Origin of the sequence: Candidatus Atelocyanobacterium thalassa isolate ALOHA, from assembly GCF_000025125.1 — a bacterium.
Lineage (GTDB): Bacteria > Cyanobacteriota > Cyanobacteriia > Cyanobacteriales > Microcystaceae > Atelocyanobacterium > Atelocyanobacterium thalassae.
Genome location: NC_013771.1, coordinates 173,370 through 194,225, shown reverse-complemented (window position 1 = coordinate 194,225; position 20,856 = coordinate 173,370). Strand labels below are relative to the sequence as shown.

The window sequence follows — 20,856 nt, the reverse complement described above, 5'->3', positions numbered from 1 at the left end:
TTAATTTTTCAATACTTCCCAATAGTTTTGTCATATTATTTATTATTTTTCGATAAAATTCAATTACTATAGAATGTCATAACCAAACAAGTTGGCATTTACTTCTTTTAAAGTTATGTTACCTAATCCATATTCTGACCAGCGTTGATCCACTAATTGAGTGGTACTGGCATCAGGTTCTAAAGGTTCTCCCCATTCATGGTTAGTTTCAGGATAAATTTTGGTGGTGGCATCTATTCCCATCCTCCCACCTAAACCAATTTTCTCACTAGCAAAATCTAAAGTGTCAAAAGGAGTATCTTCTATGATGAAAACATCTCTTGATGGGTCAGTCTTAGAACTAATAGCCCACATTACCTGTCTTGGATCGCGTATATTAATATTTTCATCAACAACAACCACAAATTTAGTATAAGTAAATTGAGGTAAAACACTCCAAAAGGCTAAGGCAGCACGTCGAGCATGACCAGGATAAGCTTTCTTAATAGAAATAATAGCTACTTTGTAACTCAAAGCTTCCATAGGAAGAAAGAAATCTTTAATTTCAGTAATTTGCTGCCTTAGAATAGGAGTATAAATTCTATTTAGAGCTATGGCAATCATTGCCTCTTCTTTGGGGGGGCGACCACTAAAAGTTGTTAAATAAATTGGTTCTTTACGATGTGTTATGCAATGAAAATGTATTAAAGGAGAATCTTCTTTTCCTCCGTAATATCCCATATGATCTCCGAAAGGACCATCAGCCATTACTTCACCTGGATTTATTGTACCTTCTAAAATAAATTCAGCTTCAGCTGGAACTTCTAGGTTTAAAGTTTTACATTTTGTAAGAGGAACACCTGAACCTGCATATAAACCAGCAAATAACCATTCTGAAAGATCTACTGGAATTGGAGTTGCAGCTGCCATGATAATTAAAGGATCAACTCCTAACGCTATAGCAACCTCTAATTTTTTCCCTGCTTCTTTCGCTTTCCGAAGGTGCCTAGCGCCTCCCCTTACAGACAACCAATGTACTGTCATTGTATTTTTTGATTGCAGCTGCAAACGATAAACACCAACGTTAGCAGTACCAGTCTCACAGTCTTTTGTTATAACTAACCCAAAAGTAATTATTTTTCCTGCATCTTTTGGGTAGGGACGTATTAAGGGAAGAATTGAAAGGTCAACTTTTTCATCTTTAAGAATTAATTGCTGACAAGGAGGAAAAAAGCTATTGCCAGATTTTGCTTTAATGACATCAAAAAGTACTTTTCCGAAATCAATTGCTTGAGAGATATTTTTTGGTGGCTTAGGCTGTTGCAACATTGCTAGCTTTTTGCCTAGAATTTCTAACTCTTCAGGCTTTTCGACTTTTAAAGCCCAACATACTCTTTCTACAGTTCCTAATAAATTAACAACTAAAGGAAAGTTAGAGCCTTTGACATTTTCAAAAAGTAATGCTGGTCCCCCTGCTTGTAAAAGCCTATTAGAAATTTCTGCAATTTCTAATTCAGGATCTACTAAAGTTTTAATACGTCTTAGTTGTTTTCTTTGATCAACTTCTTTTATAAATTCTCTTAAATTTCTGTTCATATCAAGAATCAATTAGTTAGAAAATATAACTAAATAAAAGTATAAAGTAAATAGCTAATAATTAAGGATAAATCATTGAGTAATTTCTAAAAAAGAATAATTAATTAGCCATCTAAAAAATAAAAATTAATTATTTTAGATACATTAATCTAAAGATTTAATTTGTTACTATTGATTTGATGTTCCTCAAAATTAAAACTATTAACATAATTTATATTAGAACAATTTAATAAAGTATTTTATAGATAATTAATAAAAAATATGTTTGTAATATTTGTAGAGGAGTAAAATCTCTTTTTAAATAACTTCGACAATATTTTGGACTATTTATTTATAATACAAAATAAGTATTCATATGACTCCATTATGACTGATATCGTATTTATTATTACACTTTGTTTGGGCTTAATTGTTTGGGTAGAAATTGTTCGGGACTTCTATCATATTCTTGCCCATAACTGGCAAGCACTATATCGTTTTCATAATTGGCATCATAGAGTATTCAACTCAAATTTTAATCCTGTTAGCCAAGAAATCTATCGTAAAGCTCATTGGTATAATGATGTACCAGAAGCTTTAGTTATGATGTTTTTTGGTACTATCCCTGTAATAATCTTATGGTCATTTAATGTTGACTATTGGTGGTTCGCAGAATCTGGATTCTTCTACTCTTCATTCTTTCTGTTGGGAGCAATTTTTCGTGGATCAGGGCTTCCTAATATGGATAAAATTACTGATCTTACTCATCATCCTGGGCAATTTTCTTCTTTACCTGCTCAATGGTTCATAAATCGTCCTTATCATTGGAGACATCACTTTGATAATCAGAAAGCTTATTACAGTGGTACATTAGCATTAGTCGACAAAGTTATGGGAACAGCTTTGTCTTTGAAAGGTAAAACTGTTGGAGTGACAGGTGCCTCTGGAACTCTTGGAATTGAAATATTGAAAATATTACATCTTAACCAAGCCAAAATAGTTGCTTTTAGCTCTAAAAATAAATCTATTACTTTAGACATGAATGGCTATGATTTGCCTGTTAAAACATTAATATGGGAAGTAGGAAAAGAGCATGAACTAATAAATGAACTACTTAAAATTGACATATTAATAATTAATCATGGAATAAATGTTAATAGCAAAAGAAGTATAGAATTTATTAAGGAATCTTATGAAGTTAATACGTTTTCAAGTTGTCGATTAATGGAGCTATTTTTCCAAACTATTAAAACTAATCGAGATAAAGCTTGTAAGGAAGTTTGGATTAATACATCAGAAGCAGAAGTAATGCCTGCCTTTAGCCCATTGTATGAACTAAGTAAAAGAGCTTTAGGAAATTTAGTTACGCTTCGCCGGTTAGATGCTCCTTGTATTGTTAGAAAATTAATATTAGGTCCTTTTAAAAGTAAGCTTAATCCTATTGGAATTATGTCGGCAAATTGGGTAGCAAAGCAAATTATTAAGAATGCTAAAAAAGATTGCCGAAATATAATTGTTACTATAAATCCTGTTATTTTTTTGATTTTTCCTTTAAAAGAATTTTTCCAAAGTCTTTATTTTAAAATTTTTACTTACAAAAACTCTAATTAAGTACAGCATGATTTCTGTTATTTAAATTACTATTTTTTAAATTGATCGATAAATATTCCACATATAGTATTTGATAGACTAGATTTATTTTCATATTAAAAACAATTCTAGTAAATAAGAAAGTAAAAGATTTAAATGATTTTGTTCCATCATTTTTAGAAATATAAGAATTAATCAATAAGTCAATATATCCTTGAAAGTTATTCAATAAAAAGGTAGATAAAAGAATGATTTCCCAACTTTTTTACTTCTTACTTATCAATGCTAAAATTATTATTTTTCCGTTACAATAAAATACGTTATCGAATTTCAAGATCTGTTTAATTTTCTTGTTTTGATTATTTATTTATTAATACTTTAATACTACAAAATAAAAATAATACTTTATGATTTATGACATTTTCATGCCAGCCTTGAGTTCTACAATGACTGAAGGGAAAATTATTTCTTGGGAAAAATCTCCTGGTGACAAAGTTACAAAAGGAGAAACTGTCGTAATTATAGAATCAGATAAGGCAGACATGGATGTGGAGTCTTTTTATGATGGTTATCTTGCGACTATTTTAGTCAAGGCTGGGGAAGAAGCTCCTGTAGGAGAAGCAATTGCTTTAATAGCAGAAACTAAAGAAGAAATTACTAATGCCCAGGACAAAGCTCCATCTATTTTTAAAAAATCTAATTTTTCGTCAAAAATTGAAGAAAAGATAATAGAGAAAAACTCTACTGAAAGTTATCAAGGTGAATCTAATTCCTTTGTAGATACTAATAACCTAGAAAAGTTTAAAGGACGTATAATAGCATCTCCAAGAGCCAAAAAAATAGCTAGGGACTTAGGGATAGATTTGAACAAAATCAAAGGTAGCGGCCCATATGGCAGAATTGTGACAGAAGATCTCCAAGATAAGCAAGAAAACAAAACAATTGTCGACTCTAAAATTAATACATCCCAAGAAGTTATTCCGTTCAGCACTATGCAAAAGACAGTAGCAAAAAATATGTTAGCTACTTTAGGAATTCCAGTATTTAGAGTAAGTTATGATATTAATACGGAACAATTGGATAAATTGTATCAAAGTATTAAAACTAAAGGCGTTACAATGACTGTTATTTTAGCAAAAGCTATTGCTTTAACATTACGAAAACATTCATTGATAAACGCTAAATATGAAAGTTCAGGTATTCAATATTGTGAATCTATCAATATCGCGATAGCTGTAGCTATGCCTGATGGCGGCCTAATTACCCCAGTTTTAAACAACGTAGATAAAACAGATATTTATTCTCTTTCTCGGATCTGGAAAGATTTATTATCTAGAGCACGAACAAGAGAATTAAAACCTAGTGAATATAGTAATGGTACATTTACCTTGTCAAACTTAGGTATGTTTGGAGTAGATACATTTGACGCTATTTTACCTCCAGAACAGGGTTCTATTTTGGCAATTGGAGCTTCTAAGCCTCATGTAATAGCAATTTCAGATAAACTATTTGGAATTCAAAATAAGATGACAGTCAATATAACATGTGACCATCGTATAATTTATGGTTCTCATGCAGCTTCTTTCTTACAGGATCTCGCAAAAGTAATAGAAAGTAATACTCAGCTTCTAACTATGTAATTCTTTGGGATAGTTGTAGTAATTCTTATAAAGATAATTTGCAAGCACTCATTTGATATAGAATGTCATATTTTTAATACAGTAAATATCAAATTACAATTAATATTACTAACTTTTCAGATAAATTAATATTTAAACTATTCTAATTCTATTATCTCGTCTTTCTCATTTAATAATGAATAAGCCGTTTCTAACATATCGTTAGTTATATCTTTAATATCATTTCTATTGTCAAGATAAGTTTTCAAAGCTTCAATTGGATCTAAACTTTTTCCAAATCCTAATTCTGGTAAACGTACTCTCGATATTTCATTAATTATTTCAGGACAGATTGTATAGCTATGGGACGAAGCTAATATTTTATGAATAGAAGAAACATTAACCAATTCTAACTGTTCAGAACGAATTTGATAATTTAGTCTGACAATAGCTTCTGCAATTGGTTTCTTTTTTATGTTATCAATTAAAGTTTTTTGTGGGTCTATACTCTGAGAAACATCCACTTTTATCGTAATAAATGAGCGTGCAGGTAGTGAACAAAAATTCCAACTTGTTTGTTTTTTGTCAATTGTTAGTAGTACATATCCTTTTTCTTCCTTTTCTTCACTAAAATCTACTCTCTCAATACTGCCCGGATAGACAATAGGAGGATTGTTTTGAGGATTAAGATTTTGATGTTTATGCACATGACCTAATGCCACATAATCAAATTCAGAACGCATTAATAAAGAAATAGGAATAGTGAATCCTCTTCCCACTGCTAAAAATTTTTCAGTTCCAAATCTTGCGCGATCAACCATCAAATGTGCTAGTAGAATTGTTGGATAGCTAGGATTCAACTTTCTAATCTCTGACTCTAAAGCTGGTCCTAATGCTTCAAGTAAAAGATTGTCAATTTGCTCTAAAGACAAACCTTCAGTTTTTGTTTTTGTTAAGAGAGAAGATCTAGTTAGCCAAGGTAAAGCTACAACTTGTACATAATTATTTTTTGTTAATACCTTATGAGTCTTTAAGCTATCTGCCACTATAAAACCAGGCACTTCTAGAGTTCTGTAAATAGATAAACTTGCTCCTCCATTTACTTGAGAATGCTGATCGTGATTTCCTACTAAGAGAACAGTAGGAATATTGGCATTAGCTAGACGTCGAAATTGAGTAGCAAAGGCTTCTTGAATATAAGGAGGTGGCGTTGAATTTGGAAAAGCATCACCTCCAAAAAGAACAATATCAACTTGTTCTCTAATTGCATTATCAATAGATAAACTTAAGCATTTTATAAAATCTTCTAATCGAGTATTAAAACCTGTTTTAGGATTTACCTTCCCATGAGATAAACCACTGCCAAGATGAATATCAGAAAAATGAAGAACTTTCACCATATAAAAACTAGATATATAATTTATTTTGAAACTAAGAAATTAATCTTTACTACATTTAATAAAAATTCTAATATGATTTATTAATTTTTGTTCTTATGAAAAATACAATTTATATTTGAATGTAAGAGTTAATTTTAAAATTAGATTGAAATAGTTAATAATTTAGTTTTTATTTTCAATGAGCTGAAATATAAATATCATCTTGAGCAATTTAATCTAAAATAGTTAGAATTTCGACTCCCGTATCTGTCACAGCAATAGTATGCTCAAATTGGGCTGATAACTTTCCATCTTTAGTAATTGCTGTCCAGCCATCCTTTAATATAATTGCTTCCCATGTTCCTTCATTTATCATTGGTTCAATAGTAAATACCATTCCAGAACGTAATTTTTTCCCTTTACCTTTTATCCCATAGTGAGGAATCTGAGGAGCTGTATGAAAAATATTACTAATACCATGACCAACAAAATCTCTTACTACTGAAAAACCATAAGGTTCAGCACACTCTTGAATTGCAGCCCCAATATCTCCAATTTTTGAGCCGGGTTTTACAACCTGAATAGCATTCATTAAAGATATCTCTGCGGTTTCGACTAATTTTTTTGCAATTTGAGAAGGTTTTCCTACAAAAAATGTTTTCGATGTATCACCATGATAACCATCTAAAATTGGTGTGACATCAACATTTATTATATCTCCTTCTTTTAAAATTTGTTGTGCATTAGGAATACCATGACAAATAACATTATTGACACTAGTACAAATTGACTTTGGAAAGCCATGATACCCAAGAGGGGCACTTATTGCTCCATGAGATTGAGTCCATTGTTCTGCTTCATTATTAATTTCTAATGTACTTATCCCAGGTTTGATCATAGGTTCTAAATGATTTAGAAGCTTAGCAGCTAGACGACCTGCTTGACGCATTTTATCAATTTCTCGTTTTGATAATAGGGTAATAGTCTCTCCCATATTTTTAATCTAAGAATTAATTATAATTACTCGAGTTTTATGATACCAAGTTTCTGTACAAATAAGTTTTAAATTAAAAGATAAAAAGAAAAATATAAAATTAATTTAAAAAATATAACTATTAACTATTATTCATCAAAACATTTACTGTTAATAACTAATAATTTTGCCCATAGCTTGTATTTATTTTTTTATACTTAAAAAGTAACAACACAGGCTATAGAAATAGATATCAATATAGATTTTCTAACATTCTATGATTTATAAATCAACCATTATATAAAAATAATCTTACTATTTAAAATTATAGTCTTAGTCAATGACTATAATAGATTACTTTAAACATAGTAAATATATAAAGAATAAAAGCACATATTAAATTAATTTTTATACAAAAAATAATATTTATAAATATTAAAAAATCATGAATAAACAACATGATATCTGTTAATATTTATTATCATATTCCTAAGTTTGCATTGTTATATATCTTAAATATTTTATATAAAATTATGTAAGTATTTAATAAGGCATACATTTTGTTTAGTATTACTATTTAATTATTTTAAGTTGAATATGGGTGAATCAAAACGTCGTACAGATAAAATGAATAAGCTTAAAAAAAATAAAAGTACGTTCTTCTCTCAAATTGTCTTTCCTAAGAATAAAGCTGATTTATTATTTAAATGGACAACAAATGCGGCTTGGACAGGTATAGGAATTACTATATTTATATGGTTCGCAGTTCATTTTATTGGACCTACTTTTGGCTGGTGGATCTTAAAGTAAATTAAAATTTCATATAGCTTATTATGATGCACTAGAATTTTTCATGCATTATTTGTGGCTAAAGTCATAATATATAGCTTGTTTTATATAAGACTTTTGTATTTAAAATCTATTTCTCACATCAAAGAATCAAGCTTTAAATTAGAACTATTTTAATTTTTCAATTTATAAATTGTGAATGAAAATTAGATTTTATATATTAAACTTACATAGCATTATTATTCTCGAAATTCCATAAAAAATACATGTAAAACTAACTATATTATTTAAATAATTTTTTTATAATCCGTCATCAATATGTCAAATATTATTATAGATAGTCTCTAAGAAAAGTTATTATTATCTATTATTTGATTCTTGTAAAAAATTAAATAATAGATAATAATTAATATTAAGTTTGTATTATCATAAATATTTATAATTAAACTAAAGTTATCTTTATTATTAAGACTTAGTAGTCAGATACAACTTGTATGTGCTTAAAATTTAGAAAAAAATACTAATTTATTTGACAAAAGGGACAAGATACATGATGCTTATTATCCAGATATTATAGGCTCAATAAAACAAGTTGTAGCAAAGGGATGACTTACCAGCGCGTATTGCTTAAGATTAGCGGTGAAGCTCTAATGGGAAATCTGGGCTATGGCATTGACCCCAAAGTCGTAGCCAACATTGCTCAAGAAATTAAAGAAGTTATTAGTCACAACATCCAATTAGCGATTGTTGTGGGCGGAGGTAACATTTTCCGTGGAGTTAAAGCTGCTTCAGCAGGGATGGACCGGGCAACTGCAGATTATGTAGGGATGATCGCTACAGTTATGAATGCAATGACATTACAGGATGCTCTTGAACAAATTAGTGTTCCAACGAGAGTATTAACAGCAATTGCTATGCAAGAAGTAGCTGAGCCATACATTCGTCGTCGTGCAATTCGACATTTAGAAAAAGGACGAGTTATTGTTTTTGGGGCAGGTTCAGGCAACCCTTTTTTTACTACTGATACGACTGCCGCTTTAAGAGCAGCAGAAATTGATGCAGAAGTAGTTTTTAAAGCTACTAAAGTTGATGGAGTATACGACTCTGATCCTCAGCTTAACCCTAATGCTCGTCGCTATATAAGTCTAAATTACAGTCATGTTTTAACACATGATTTACGAGTTATGGATAGTACAGCTATATCACTATGCAAGGAAAATAATATACCAATAATTGTTTTTAACCTTTCCATTCAAGGAAATATTATCAGAGCAATTAGAGGCGAAACTGTTGGAACTATTGTGGGAGGCTCCTGTGATGTTAAATGACCTTAAAGATAGTATGAAAAAGACTGTTGAGTCTACTCAAAAGTCTTTTAATACCTTACGAACAGGACGTGCTAATTCAGCGATTCTTGATAGAGTAACGGTTGATTATTATGGATCAGAAGTTCAATTAAAATCTCTTGCAAATATTAACACCCCTGATGCAACCACTCTTTTAATTCAACCTTTTGACAGAGGAAGCATAGGACAAATTGAAAAAGCTATCAATATGTCGGATGTAGGATTAACTCCTAATAATGATGGTCAAGTTATACGTCTTAATATTCCTCCTTTAACGAAAGAAAGAAGAAAAGAGCTAGTAAAAATAGCTAATAAAATGGCAGAAGAAGGAAAAGTTGCTATTAGAAATATTCGCAGAGATGCTATTGAAACTGTACGTAAACAAGAAAAAGATGGGGATGCTTCTGAAGATGAATCTCGTAACTTACAGGATAATATTCAGAAAGTAACTGATGAATTTACAAAAAAAATTGATGAGTTACTAACTATTAAAAATAAGGATATTATGACAGTTTAGAGAATCTACTAAGTAGAATAGCGAAAAGCCTGCAGCAAGCAGGCTTTTACTTTTAAATAATACTCCACAAATACTATAGCCTTGTTAGTAAATATTTCTTAAAATCTTATAAAAAAGAGTTAAAATATAAAGATAAAACTATGTACTCTTTCAAGAATTCAATGATATTTAAGTCTTATATCTTTTTGTTTAAAGTAAATACTTAAATACATACGAAATATATAAAAACATTGATAAATATTTAAATTTTATATAGCGTGCTTATTTTTAACACAATTTTCTATCTTTAGTTATGCTAATAGTGAAAGTTATTTCTTTAGAAACAAAATTTGTAATATTATGGCTACTTTTGAAGGTACTTTTACAGAAGACTTGTCTGATACTCGCTTTGCTATTGTTATAGGTCGTTTTAACGACTTAGTAACTAATAAACTTTTATCTGGATGTCAAGACTGTTTAAAGCGTCATGGGATAAACACAGATCCTCAAGGCAGTCAAGTTGATTATGCCTGGGTTCCTGGGAGCTTTGAAGTTCCATTGGTTGCACATCAATTAGCTTTATCAGGTAGATATAATGCCATTATTTGTCTAGGAGCTATTATCCGTGGTCAAACACCACATTTTGATTATGTATCGGCAGAAGCAGCAAAAGGAATAGCTGCGATAGGCTTTCAAACTGGTACTCCTATAGTTTTTGGTATCCTAACCACTGATACTATGCAGCAAGCTCTGGAAAGAGCGGGGATCAAGAGTAATCAAGGATGGAATTATGCTTTAAACTCTTTAGAGATGGTAAGCTTAATGAGGAAAATAAAATCTTCAAATTGATATTAGTATGTTATTTTTCTTACGATAAAAAATAACTTATGATAAAAGGTAATATCTTTTGACATGAGTTTTGTAGGAATTCATCATTCAACTTTAGTTAATAATAAATTCGGCTACTTAACTCACTATCTCACTGTTAAGTTATTTACTTAGAAAATCTATAAAACGTTGTATCTCATTTATAAAACCTGTTTTTGAAGTCTGACTAAAATTACTATTATTTACTACAATTTCATTGGTAATTAATAGATCTAGCTCTTCTTGATTAGGTTTTTCATTTTTTTCACTTATGAGTTTATGGCTTTCTTTCTCTTTAGAATATATGTACCAAGGAGAAGAGTATGAGTGTACTACTAAAAGGTTGTCTAATGGATGAAAATAATAAACAGATTCTAATGTATTAAGAAATCTTTTTTGTATTTCTCGTGCAACAGATCCTATACCAACAATAGAAATATCTTCAAATTGAGGAATTAAAAAAATGATAGGTCGATCATAGGCTAGACTACATAGTTTTTCTATAGATTTTATTTCAGTAAAAGAAGGAGCTACTAATAATAAAATTTGATCTGTTTCTAATAATTTATCTTCTATAGCGACTCCTCTATCTCCTAAATCAGTTACGCTAAAATTAGTTTCTCCCCAGTCGCGACGAGCTAAAGCAGCAGAGCCTGTGTCGGGGAAAAATATTTTCAATCCTGATTCTTCTTCAAATATAGATATAAAATCTAAAGTTAAATTTTGTGCTTGAAGAACAATTTCTGGAACAACTATTTCAATACAAATGCGCTCAACCCCTTCTGAGAGGGCAAGCTTTACGGCTTCTTTTGCTTGACATATAGCCTGCTCTACATTGATAGGAACTTCGATCATATTACTTTACTACTAGTTACTACTATTTTAACTGTTGCAGTTTACAAGAAGAATGACTAATAAACAATAGAAATATAGTAACTATTTCTATTCAATTTTTTGTAAATATCAAATACTTTTTGAATTACTATATTTATCTATAAATATAATAAGAAATTGTTTTCATTTTTCGTATATGGAGACATAATAGTTTATGGTTTTGTATTTATGCTTAGTAATAAATATTGAAGATATAAGAGATGGCTAATTACAAAAGTTCAATACTAGAAAATGAAAAATCTTTAATTAAAGATTTTTCATCTTCCCTACCCTTAATAATACGGTTACTTAGAATATGATAATTTTTCACCTTATGATAATTATCTTCAAAATCTCTTTTCTCTGTTCTTATTTTTCCTGTTTTAGGATCATGATAAATAGAATCATAACAATGTGATAAATAACCTTCTCCTGTATCATGACTGTTAAAAGTATTGATTGTTATGGCAATACCCTGAATGTGACGATGAACATGGCAAATTTTGTTATCATAAAGCTTATAACAGTCTCCTTCTGATTTACCACCCATAAGAATTTCTACCAAGCCCTTTTCATCTATACTTCCATAGCGGAAACTATTTTGACCATGAGTATCTTCAAACGAACGACGTACCCTATGAATAGTAATTTCCCACAATTGAGATTTAATCTGAGCTAAAACCTCTTTATCTTTAATATTGAATACTTCTGAGGAAAGATCCTTATTAATCTTAATTTGACCAGAAAAGACTTGATCATTTTCTCGAAAAGTTATACTCGCAGTATATCCTGGGAAATTAGCGTCCCAAGTATAGCGATTTTCATATGCAGAACGGAATAAGTCTCTAGCATTAATAGTTCTTTTACTCATGAGATTTGTTGTTACCTTTATATATAAATTGGAGAAATTTAGTATCTAATACTTTAACAGGATGAAGTTTAAAAAATAAAAAAACTAAGTTTGAAATTTCCATTTAACTTTTAATGATGTTTATCTATTTAAAATTATTAAATTTTTATCAGAACATGATTAAATATGTTTGAATCAAATTACTAAAATTATGCTGTTTTATGAACCTCTGTATCAAAAGTATCGTCCTCAAACCTTTGATGGTTTAGTAGGACAAAAATCAATTGTCTTAACTTTAAGTAATGCTATTAGATCTCAGCGTATATCCCATGCTTACCTATTTACTGGTCCTAGAGGAACGGGTAAAACATCTACTGCTAGAATTTTTGCAAAATCTATTAATTGTCTAGCATCAGATGCTCCTAGCATATCCCCTTGTGGTAATTGCGAAGCATGCCAAACTATAAACAAAGGTTCTTCATTAGATGTTATAGAAATTGATGCAGCAAGTAATACAGGAGTTGATAATATTCGGGAAATTATTGAGCAAGCAAAATTTGCTCCAATGCAGTTACGCTACAAAATATACATTGTTGATGAATGCCATATGCTTAGCACAGCAGCTTTTAATGCTTTGCTAAAAATATTAGAAGAACCTCCAAAACATGTGATATTCATACTAGCAACCACTGATCCTCAGAGAGTCTTACCTACGATTATTTCTCGTTGTCAACGTTTTGACTATCGTCGAATTGCGATTGAAGAGATAGTTCAGCATTTAGGTAAAATAGCGAAAGAAGAGAATATTAATATCGAAATAGATGCGCTAAATCTTGTTGCAAAAATTTCTAATGGTGGTTTAAGAGATGCTGAAAGCTTATTAGATCAATTAAGTTTATTTACAGGAAAAATTAATTCCGAAAAAGTAAATGATTTAGTAGGTTTAATTTCTGAGCGAGATCTATTATCACTGTTACAAGCAATTCGCTCTAATAACTCAAAGCTTATTATTGAATTTTGTGGACAATTAATAAACAAAGGTAAGGAACCATTAACAATATTGCAAAATATTGCAAATTTTCATTTAAATCTACTTATTTCTAAAGTATCTCCCCAATGTCCTGAACTAACGATGATAAGCAAAGATATCTGGAAAGAGCTCTGTATAGAAGCAGAGTTTTGGAAAACTGATAGAATTCTAAAAAATCAACAAAAACTAAGAAATAGTGAAATTCAATTAAAAAGCACAACTCAGCCTTATCTCTGGATAGAAATTATTTTATTAGATTTATTGCAAGAAGAAAAAGAATTTTCAATAGATAGTAACAATCTAGATATAGCTGCTAAGTTTTCTAGTAATAAGAAATTGGTAATAGATGATCCAAAAATTGAAGATCAAACTAAGGGAAACATAAAAAATCTGGTTGAAAATAGCAATAATAAGAAATTGATAACAGATGATTCAAGAATTGAAGATCAAACTAAGGGAAACATAGAAAATCTGGTTGAAAATAGCAATAATAAGAAATTGATAACAGATGATTCAAGAATTGAAGATCAAACTAAAGGAAACATAGAAAATCTGGTTGAAAGTAGCAGTAAATCAAGTGTTTCAACTAGTAATGCTGACTTAGAAGGAACATGGAATTTGATAATACAAAATCTTCCACCATTTTTAGCGGGATTAATTAAAGAGCATGGGTGTCTTGTTAGTCACAAGGGAAGAACTGCAACTGTTGGTATGTCTAGTTCTCCATTACTTGAACTAACAAAAAGTAAGCTTTCTGAAATTGAATTAGCTTTTGAAAAAGTCATAGGCCATAAAGTTACCATAAGTCTTAAAGTAGAAACAAAGCCAAAATCTAGCCAAGATTTACTACGTAAATCAAATTCAGATATCCCTAACAGCGCTAATAATCCAGCAAAAAATATAATTAAAAACAAAAGTCTAAATAGTAATAACAATATACAAAAAACAAATAATACAGAAGAAACAGTTTTAAATAATAACCAAGAACTTTCCTGTAAATCAGGAGTTGGTGTTTCTACTAAAATATCTAAACAATCTTTCAAGGATCCTGATTTAATAGATTTACCCAGTAATGGAGTTACTCAAATAGCGAAAAAATTAGCTACATTTTTTAAGGGAGAGATCATAGATAATCACAAGAATAAGAAAGACAATGATTCTTTTCAGGACCTATCCATATCAGATAATTCACAAGAAAAAATAATTACAAATATATGTCAAGATTCTCAAGTTAAAGAAGAAGAGCAATATATTTATGAGACAAAAAAACCATTTTTCTCAGATAATATTAAAAGTGAAATAATAGATAATAAAGAGTTACTGGAACAAAAACTACAAAAAAAATTAAAGGGAGACCAATAATAATAAAAGAAGAAGATTTGGAATTCTAAATAACATAACAATTATTTTTTTATCTCTAGAATTATTTTTGAATTAAATGTCAAATAATAAATTCACATTGATGACAGTTATTATTTAGTAAATATTTCTATTTAAGAATATTTGCTTTTAGATTATCAAATTAAAGAATTATAATTCAAAAAATCAATTATAATATTATTTTCTTAACAATAGTTTGCTAAAGTAATTATCAAGCAAATTAATAAACTATTACTTAAATAAATCGATATTAATATTTTATGCCAGGTGACTACTACAAAACTCTTGGGGTTGATCGTAACTCCAGTAAAGACGATTTAAAACAAGCTTATCGACGTCTTGCACGAAAATACCACCCTGATGTAAATAAAGAAGCAGGAGCTGAAGAACGTTTCAAAGAAATTAACCGCGCATACGAGGTATTGTCTGAGCCTGATACACGAAGTCGCTATGATCAGTTTGGAGAAGCCGGAGTTAGTGGGGCAAACGGTTTTAATCAAGGAGATATGGGAGATATGGGCGGTTTTGCCGATATCTTTGAAACTATTTTTAGTGGATTTGGAGGTGGTGCTGGTACATCCAATACACGTCGCCGTAACGAGCCAACTAAGGGAGATGATTTACGTCTTGACCTTAAATTGAATTTTCGTGAAGCAATATTTGGAGGAGAGAAAGAAATTCGTATTCCTCACCTTGAAATATGTACAGTGTGTCAAGGTAGTGGGGCTAAGCCAGGGACACAAAAAACTACTTGTCCGACTTGTGATGGCCAAGGCCAAGTCCGTCGTTCAACTCGTACTCCATTTGGAAGCTTTGCTCAAGTTTCTACCTGTCCAACTTGTAATGGTGAAGGACAAATTATTAAAGAAAAATGTGAAGTTTGTGGAGGTGCTGGACGTAGACAAGTAACTGAGAAAGTGAAAATTACGATTCCAGCTGGGGTAGGTGATGGAACTCGTCTTAGGGTATCACGTAAGGGAGATGCTGGATTAAGAGGAGGAGTGGCAGGAGATCTTTATGTATACCTATATGTTGAGTCTGACAAGGTATTTACTAGAGAAAAGATGAATATCCTTTCTGAAATTAAAATTAGTTATCTTCAGGCGATTCTTGGATGTACTGTATCAGTAGATACAGTAGATGGAAAGAAAGATTTATCCATCCCTTCTGGTACTCAGCCTAGGACAATCTTAACTCTAGATAATCTAGGTGTACCAAAGTTAGGAAATGATGCTATCCGTGGTGATCATTTAATTACAGTTAATGTAGACATTCCGACTAGAATTAATTCTGAAGAAAGAGAACTTCTGGAGAAACTAGCTGTAATTAAGGGTCAAACTCATGGGAAAGGTGGAATAGAAGGATTCTTAGGAAGTCTATTTAATAAATGAATTCTTTAAACTCAAATGAATTGCTTTTAGATTTACGTGGCGTCTCTTGTCCTGTAAATTTTATTCGAATTAAATTAAGGTTAGAAAGTATTCCTTCTAGTTCTATTTTAGAAGTTTGGTTAGATGCTGGTGAGCCTATGGAGCAGGTTCCTGAGAGCTTAGCCATGGAAGGGTACAAGATAGAATCCATGGAAGACTGCCATGGATTTTTTTCTATTAAAATTCTGCGTCCTTAAACATTAAAAAATTAAAATCTATCGATATAAAGAATTACTCATTAATTCCACTATATTTTATTATGAATCTTGTTTATTATGTGTGATATGGATTCAACACATATTTTCTTATCTACGACTATTCCAGAATTTTATGGAACAGTCGTAGCAGCTCAAGCTAACTTTTATCGGGTTTATTTAGATGAAAACCATGAGTATGAGAATTATGATTTTAGCTCATATTTACTTTGTACTCGACGTGAACGTCTTAAAAAAATTGGACAAAACGTTATGGTAGGAGATCGTGTAATAATAAAAAAGTCTAGTCTTCAAGATCTTCGAGGGTTAATTATTTCTGTCTTGCCTCGTAAAACAGAATTATCTCGTCCCAAAGTAGCTAATGCAGATCAGATACTTTTACTTTTTCCTTTTAAAGAACCTGAATTAGAACCTTGGCAATTGAGTCGTTTTCTTATTAAAGCAGAATCAACATTAATTCCATTAGTTTTATGTCTTAATAAAGCTGACCTAATTAAACCTGATGAACAGAAAAAATGGAAAATGAGATTGAAAAAATGGGGATATACTCCCCATTTAATTAGCATCTTAAACATTCAGGGGATTCAGGAACTATATGATTGCTTGCAAAATAAGATTACAATCTTTGCTGGTCCTTCTGGAGCTGGCAAATCTAGCTTAATTAACAAGTTAGTTCCTAATATTGAGCAAAGAGTTGATAAAGTTTCAGGTAAATTGCGCAAAGGCCGTCATACTACTCGTCATGTTGAACTTTTTAGATTACCTAAAGGAGGCTTAGTAGCTGATACGCCTGGTTTTAATCAAGCTGACTTACAATGTGATCCTCGTAAACTAATTAATTATTTTCCTGAAGTGAGAAGCCAACTCAAACAAGGTGAATGTCAATTTAATAATTGTCTTCATAGAAGTGAACCAAATTGTATTATTAGTAAAAGTTGGGAAAGGTACGAACATTATTTAACTATTCTGGCAGAAATGCTTTCACAAAAAGAAGTAGAACAAAAAAAGAAAGTTCAAGAATCAACATTAAAACTTAAAATTAAAGCTTTTGGGAAAGAAGTCTATGAACCAAAATTAGAGATTAAAAAATATCGGCGTTATTCTAGGCAGGATAAAAACCAAAGGTTACGAGAGTTTTATAAAAATGGAGATTTAGAGTAACTGCAGATAGTAAAAAAGTAATTTTATATTATAAAAATAAATTGTTAATATTTATTTGAGGAAGAAATTATTTTGCAAGAACAGTGACGATATGAAAATTAAACATTATTACTGTTTCTAAAGTATTAGATTTATATCCTCAATAAATTTTTTATTTACTAATTTCAAAAATTATGTAGTTATATTTTAAAGTGACCTTGGATATAATGATTTAATAAATTGCTTACTTACTTTTGTGATATGGAGATTAAATTATACTCGTTTCATAAAGCATCATTAAAATAATATCTTTCAATATTATTAGTACTTAAATAGTTTTAAGTTAAAAATAAGTACATATTTAGACTTTATTTCTATTTTTTTTTAGTTCCAATAAACTTACTGTCCCTACTAAAAAAGAATAAATTCCATATTTAACATAGTTTTTATAGCTTTTATTTTCCAATCTTATATGGTAAACCACTATTAAAGATTCAATAAAATGAATCATGAGTGCGCATCGGCTTATCCAAAGTAAAAATCTTAAATAATTATGAGATTCATAATTATTAACTAATATATATGCACTACACAATTCACATATGATAGCGCTACTAATTAAAATTATAGAAATTATTTTAGCTAAAAGAATAGTTGGTTTATTAAGTTTCACAACTCAGTTTTCCCTCGTAAATTTGTTTACATCTAGTAAATAAAAGTTAGTACTAGAAGGTAAAGTGTTTGCACTTAACAGGAGAATTTAGTGGATTGATTAAAATATTTTTAATATAGAATTTATATAATTTTGTGGTTATCTGTTTATTATCTTATAAATAAAGGTATTTGAATAACAATTCAACTTTAATAAATAGCATTAGTTGAAAAACTGAAAATTTTTAGAGAAATATAAAATATCTAGAAAAACAATATAACTTATAGTGCATAGTGTTAAGATCATACATTATTTAAGATATGTTTTTGTCATATTAGTATGATCTTTTTATTAGAAATTGGCACAGAAGAATTACCCACAAGTTTCGTTGACCGTGCTATTAATCAGTGGAAACAAATCATTCCTACTAGTTTAAAAAAGAATTTTTTGAGTTCAGAGTCTATTTTTGTATATGGAACGCCAAGAAGACTTGCTGTTATAATTACTGGTCTATTAGATAAGCAAACAGACCGTAACGAATTAATAAAAGGTCCTAGTGTAAAAGCAGCATTTACAGAAGGAAAACCAACAATAGCTTTAGAAGGATTTTTACGAAAACAAAATGTTGAAATTGAAGCCTTGGAGATTCGTTCTACTAAAAAAGGAGAATGCGTATTTGTTGATAAAAAAATACAGGGCATTAAAACAACTGAGATTTTACCAGAATTAATTAATGCTTGGATTGGTGGTTTAGAGGGTAAAAGATTCATGAAATGGGGGAATGGCGATTTTAAATTTTCCCGTCCTATTAGATGGATAGTATCTTTGTGTGATTCTCAAATATTACCTATCAAGATTGAAAATGGAGATAGTGTAATAACTAGTAGCTCTTTTTCATATGGACACCGAGTTTTAAGACCTGGCCCTATTAATATTCCACATGCTGCTTCCTATGTAGATATATTAAAATCTGCTTATGTTGAGGTCGATCCTGCTAGACGTTATAACATTATTGAAAATGATATTAAAACCATAGCTGAAAATGCAAAAGGAGTTATCGATACTTCTCATGAGTTATTAAAGGAAGTTGTAAATTTAGTGGAATACCCTACGGCAATTTTAGGAACTTTTAATGAAGAATTCTTAGAACTTCCTGATGAAGTTATTAAAACTGTAATGATTAAACATCAAAGGTATTTTCCTATCAAAAAGATATCTAGTAATCAACTTTTATCACAATTTATTAGTATTTCAAATGGTGATCCTAGTAAGAGTACAATAATTACTCAGGGAAATGAAAAAGTATTAAAAGCAAGGCTATCAGATGCTCAGTTTTTTTATGCATCTGATAGTAATCAATCTCTAAGTAGTTATTTACCTAAATTAGAGAATGTTACTTTTCAAAAAGAATTAGGGAGTATAAGAAATAAGGTAGATCGAATTATCAATATTTCTAAGCAAGTATCAAATCAATTACAGTTTACGCCACAACAAATAGAAGAAGTTTTGAGGACAGCTTTATTATGCAAAGCTGATCTTGTAACTCAAATGGTATATGAGTTTCCCGAACTGCAGGGAATTATGGGACAAAAATATGCTTTAGTCAGCGGAGAGTTAGAGATTGTCGCTCAGGGAATCTTTGATCATTATTTACCACGTGGTCATGATGATCAAATGCCGAAATCTTTGACAGGTATTGTCGTTGGGATTGCTGATCGTTTAGATACTTTGATTGGAATTTTTGGACTAGGAATGATTCCAACAGGCTCATCTGATCCTTTTGGCTTAAGAAGAGCAGCAAACGCAATTATTTCCATAGCATGGGGATCTCAATTGTCTATAAATCTATCTGGTTTAATATCTGAAGGGTGCCAATCATTTCTTTTAAATAATCCTGAACAAAAATCTCCTCTAAAATCTTTAAGAAACTTCTTTGCTCAAAGAATTCAATCTTTATTACAAGATGAAATGGGGATTGATTATGATTTAGTAAACGCAGTATTAGGTGATGTAGAGTCTGAATATATAGAGCGCGCTTTTCAAGATATTACAGATTTAAAAAAACGTGCTCAATTTTTACAAAATATACGTAATAATGGGATTTTAGAGAAAGTATATCAAACTATTAATCGTTCAACTCGATTAGCGAAGCAAGGTAATCTTGGCTATGAAGAGTTTAGTCCTTCCGTAATTATTGACAATAATTTATTTAAAAAATTATCAGAACAACAATTGTATGATAGCTTAATCAATTTAGAGCCTACAATAAATTTTGTTGTAACTAATAAAGATTATGATCTGTTAATGAAAGGGCTAATCAATATTATTCCTCTAGTTGATGAATTCTTCGATGGCAAAAATAGCGTTTTGGTAATGGATGAGAATCAGAAAGTCAAACAAAATCGTTTAAATTTATTAGGAATTTTACGTAATTATGGAAGGATTTTGGCTGACTTTGGTGAAATTGTTAAAAGTTAATATAATTTGAAACTATAAATAACTTTCATCTCATAAATATTATAGAAATTATGATTTTACTAAAAGTTTGTGATTTTTAAGTTTCATTAAACCTTTTTAAAATTTCATAATCAACATTTAATTGATATTCTTTGTTTTATATATATAAAATACAGATTATAAAATTATGGTGTAATAAGATTCTACCAAGTTATC

The 20,856-nt window shown here is 30.1% G+C and carries 16 protein-coding genes; 11 read left to right on the top strand and 5 right to left on the bottom strand.

All coding sequences use genetic code 11. The annotated features are described in order from the left end of the window. Positions 1-66 precede the first annotated feature (66 nt). A complete protein-coding gene (locus UCYN_RS00835) occupies positions 67-1,575 on the bottom strand; it encodes a UbiD family decarboxylase (RefSeq protein WP_012953596.1) in 1,509 nt (502 codons plus the stop codon). A 366-nt stretch (positions 1,576-1,941) separates the two neighbouring features. Between UCYN_RS00835 and UCYN_RS00830 the strand changes: the two genes are divergently transcribed. Together UCYN_RS00830 and UCYN_RS00820 are read left to right on the top strand one after the other, a co-directional pair. Beyond that, positions 1,942-3,165 carry a bifunctional sterol desaturase/short chain dehydrogenase gene (locus UCYN_RS00830; RefSeq protein WP_012953595.1) on the top strand — a complete coding sequence of 408 codons (1,224 nt, stop codon included), beginning with the start codon at positions 1,942-1,944 and terminating at the stop codon, positions 3,163-3,165. A gap of 386 nt (positions 3,166-3,551) precedes the next feature. After that, the gene (locus UCYN_RS00820; protein ID WP_041487711.1) at positions 3,552-4,784 is read left to right on the top strand and encodes a dihydrolipoamide acetyltransferase family protein; all 1,233 of its coding nucleotides are present in this window, start codon (positions 3,552-3,554) and stop codon (positions 4,782-4,784) included. Positions 4,785-4,921: 137 nt separating this feature from the next. On the opposite strand, the gene sbcD is transcribed toward UCYN_RS00820, so the two are convergent. Beyond that, a complete protein-coding gene (sbcD, locus tag UCYN_RS00815) occupies positions 4,922-6,163 on the bottom strand; it encodes an exonuclease subunit SbcD (protein WP_012953592.1) in 1,242 nt (413 codons plus the stop codon). 211 nt (positions 6,164-6,374) lie between these two features. Then, on the bottom strand, positions 6,375-7,136 hold the full coding sequence (map, locus tag UCYN_RS00810; protein ID WP_012953591.1) for a type I methionyl aminopeptidase: 762 nt from the start codon (positions 7,134-7,136) through the stop codon (positions 6,375-6,377). 576 nt (positions 7,137-7,712) lie between these two features. Between map and UCYN_RS00805 the strand changes: the two genes are divergently transcribed. The 4 genes from UCYN_RS00805 to ribH all read left to right on the top strand — a co-directional run bounded on the left by UCYN_RS00805 (position 7,713) and on the right by ribH (position 10,595). Next, a complete protein-coding gene (locus UCYN_RS00805; protein WP_012953590.1) occupies positions 7,713-7,925 on the top strand; it encodes a DUF2839 domain-containing protein in 213 nt (70 codons plus the stop codon). Positions 7,926-8,509: 584 nt separating this feature from the next. Next, complete coding sequence (gene pyrH / locus UCYN_RS00800; protein WP_012953589.1) at positions 8,510-9,232, top strand: UMP kinase; 723 nt, start codon at positions 8,510-8,512, stop codon at positions 9,230-9,232. Then, positions 9,222-9,767 carry a ribosome recycling factor gene (frr, locus tag UCYN_RS00795; protein WP_012953588.1) on the top strand — a complete coding sequence of 182 codons (546 nt, stop codon included), beginning with the start codon at positions 9,222-9,224 and terminating at the stop codon, positions 9,765-9,767. The genes pyrH and frr overlap by 11 nt, the downstream gene beginning before the upstream one ends. 339 nt (positions 9,768-10,106) lie before the next feature. After that, positions 10,107-10,595, top strand: a complete 489-nt coding sequence (gene ribH / locus UCYN_RS00790) for a 6,7-dimethyl-8-ribityllumazine synthase (RefSeq protein ID WP_012953587.1) — start codon at positions 10,107-10,109, stop codon at positions 10,593-10,595. 141 nt (positions 10,596-10,736) lie between these two features. Here ribH and UCYN_RS00785 read toward each other — a convergent pair whose 3' ends face one another. Both UCYN_RS00785 and UCYN_RS00780 read right to left on the bottom strand, forming a co-directional pair. Next, on the bottom strand, positions 10,737-11,468 hold the full coding sequence (locus UCYN_RS00785) for a DUF1995 family protein (RefSeq protein ID WP_012953586.1): 732 nt from the start codon (positions 11,466-11,468) through the stop codon (positions 10,737-10,739). 247 nt (positions 11,469-11,715) lie between these two features. Then, complete coding sequence (locus tag UCYN_RS00780) at positions 11,716-12,357, bottom strand: DUF3386 domain-containing protein (protein ID WP_012953585.1); 642 nt, start codon at positions 12,355-12,357, stop codon at positions 11,716-11,718. A gap of 193 nt (positions 12,358-12,550) precedes the next feature. On the opposite strand from UCYN_RS00780, the gene UCYN_RS00775 reads away from it, so the two are divergent. The 5 genes from UCYN_RS00775 to glyS all read left to right on the top strand — a co-directional run bounded on the left by UCYN_RS00775 (position 12,551) and on the right by glyS (position 20,661). Beyond that, positions 12,551-14,728 carry a DNA polymerase III subunit gamma/tau gene (locus tag UCYN_RS00775; protein WP_081440571.1) on the top strand — a complete coding sequence of 726 codons (2,178 nt, stop codon included), beginning with the start codon at positions 12,551-12,553 and terminating at the stop codon, positions 14,726-14,728. A 278-nt stretch (positions 14,729-15,006) separates the two neighbouring features. Then, on the top strand, positions 15,007-16,137 hold the full coding sequence (gene dnaJ, locus UCYN_RS00770) for a molecular chaperone DnaJ (RefSeq protein WP_012953582.1): 1,131 nt from the start codon (positions 15,007-15,009) through the stop codon (positions 16,135-16,137). Next, positions 16,134-16,373 carry a sulfurtransferase TusA family protein gene (locus UCYN_RS00765; RefSeq protein WP_012953581.1) on the top strand — a complete coding sequence of 80 codons (240 nt, stop codon included), beginning with the start codon at positions 16,134-16,136 and terminating at the stop codon, positions 16,371-16,373. The genes dnaJ and UCYN_RS00765 overlap by 4 nt, the downstream gene beginning before the upstream one ends. A gap of 87 nt (positions 16,374-16,460) precedes the next feature. After that, positions 16,461-17,552: a small ribosomal subunit biogenesis GTPase RsgA gene (gene rsgA, locus UCYN_RS00760; protein WP_012953580.1), complete on the top strand. Its 1,092-nt coding sequence runs from the start codon at positions 16,461-16,463 to the stop codon at positions 17,550-17,552. A gap of 970 nt (positions 17,553-18,522) precedes the next feature. Next, entirely contained in the window at positions 18,523-20,661 is a 2,139-nt protein-coding gene (glyS, locus tag UCYN_RS00755; protein WP_012953579.1) for a glycine--tRNA ligase subunit beta, read from the top strand. The last annotated feature ends 195 nt before the right edge of the window (positions 20,662-20,856 follow it).

Excerpts from the sequence above, each read along its gene's own strand:
- UCYN_RS00835 (WP_012953596.1), bottom strand. The coding sequence starts at position 1,575 with ATGAACAGAAATTTAAGAGAATTTATAAAAGAAGTTGATCAAAGAAAA.
- UCYN_RS00830 (WP_012953595.1), top strand. The coding sequence starts at position 1,942 with ATGACTGATATCGTATTTATTATTACACTTTGTTTGGGCTTAATTGTT.
- UCYN_RS00820 (WP_041487711.1), top strand. The coding sequence starts at position 3,552 with ATGATTTATGACATTTTCATGCCAGCCTTGAGTTCTACAATGACTGAA.
- sbcD (WP_012953592.1), bottom strand. The coding sequence starts at position 6,163 with ATGGTGAAAGTTCTTCATTTTTCTGATATTCATCTTGGCAGTGGTTTA.
- map (WP_012953591.1), bottom strand. The coding sequence starts at position 7,136 with ATGGGAGAGACTATTACCCTATTATCAAAACGAGAAATTGATAAAATG.
- UCYN_RS00805 (WP_012953590.1), top strand. The coding sequence starts at position 7,713 with ATGGGTGAATCAAAACGTCGTACAGATAAAATGAATAAGCTTAAAAAA.
- pyrH (WP_012953589.1), top strand. The coding sequence starts at position 8,510 with ATGACTTACCAGCGCGTATTGCTTAAGATTAGCGGTGAAGCTCTAATG.
- frr (WP_012953588.1), top strand. The coding sequence starts at position 9,222 with ATGTTAAATGACCTTAAAGATAGTATGAAAAAGACTGTTGAGTCTACT.
- ribH (WP_012953587.1), top strand. The coding sequence starts at position 10,107 with ATGGCTACTTTTGAAGGTACTTTTACAGAAGACTTGTCTGATACTCGC.
- UCYN_RS00785 (WP_012953586.1), bottom strand. The coding sequence starts at position 11,468 with ATGATCGAAGTTCCTATCAATGTAGAGCAGGCTATATGTCAAGCAAAA.
- UCYN_RS00780 (WP_012953585.1), bottom strand. The coding sequence starts at position 12,357 with ATGAGTAAAAGAACTATTAATGCTAGAGACTTATTCCGTTCTGCATAT.
- dnaJ (WP_012953582.1), top strand. The coding sequence starts at position 15,007 with ATGCCAGGTGACTACTACAAAACTCTTGGGGTTGATCGTAACTCCAGT.
- UCYN_RS00765 (WP_012953581.1), top strand. The coding sequence starts at position 16,134 with ATGAATTCTTTAAACTCAAATGAATTGCTTTTAGATTTACGTGGCGTC.
- rsgA (WP_012953580.1), top strand. The coding sequence starts at position 16,461 with ATGGATTCAACACATATTTTCTTATCTACGACTATTCCAGAATTTTAT.
- glyS (WP_012953579.1), top strand. The coding sequence starts at position 18,523 with ATGATCTTTTTATTAGAAATTGGCACAGAAGAATTACCCACAAGTTTC.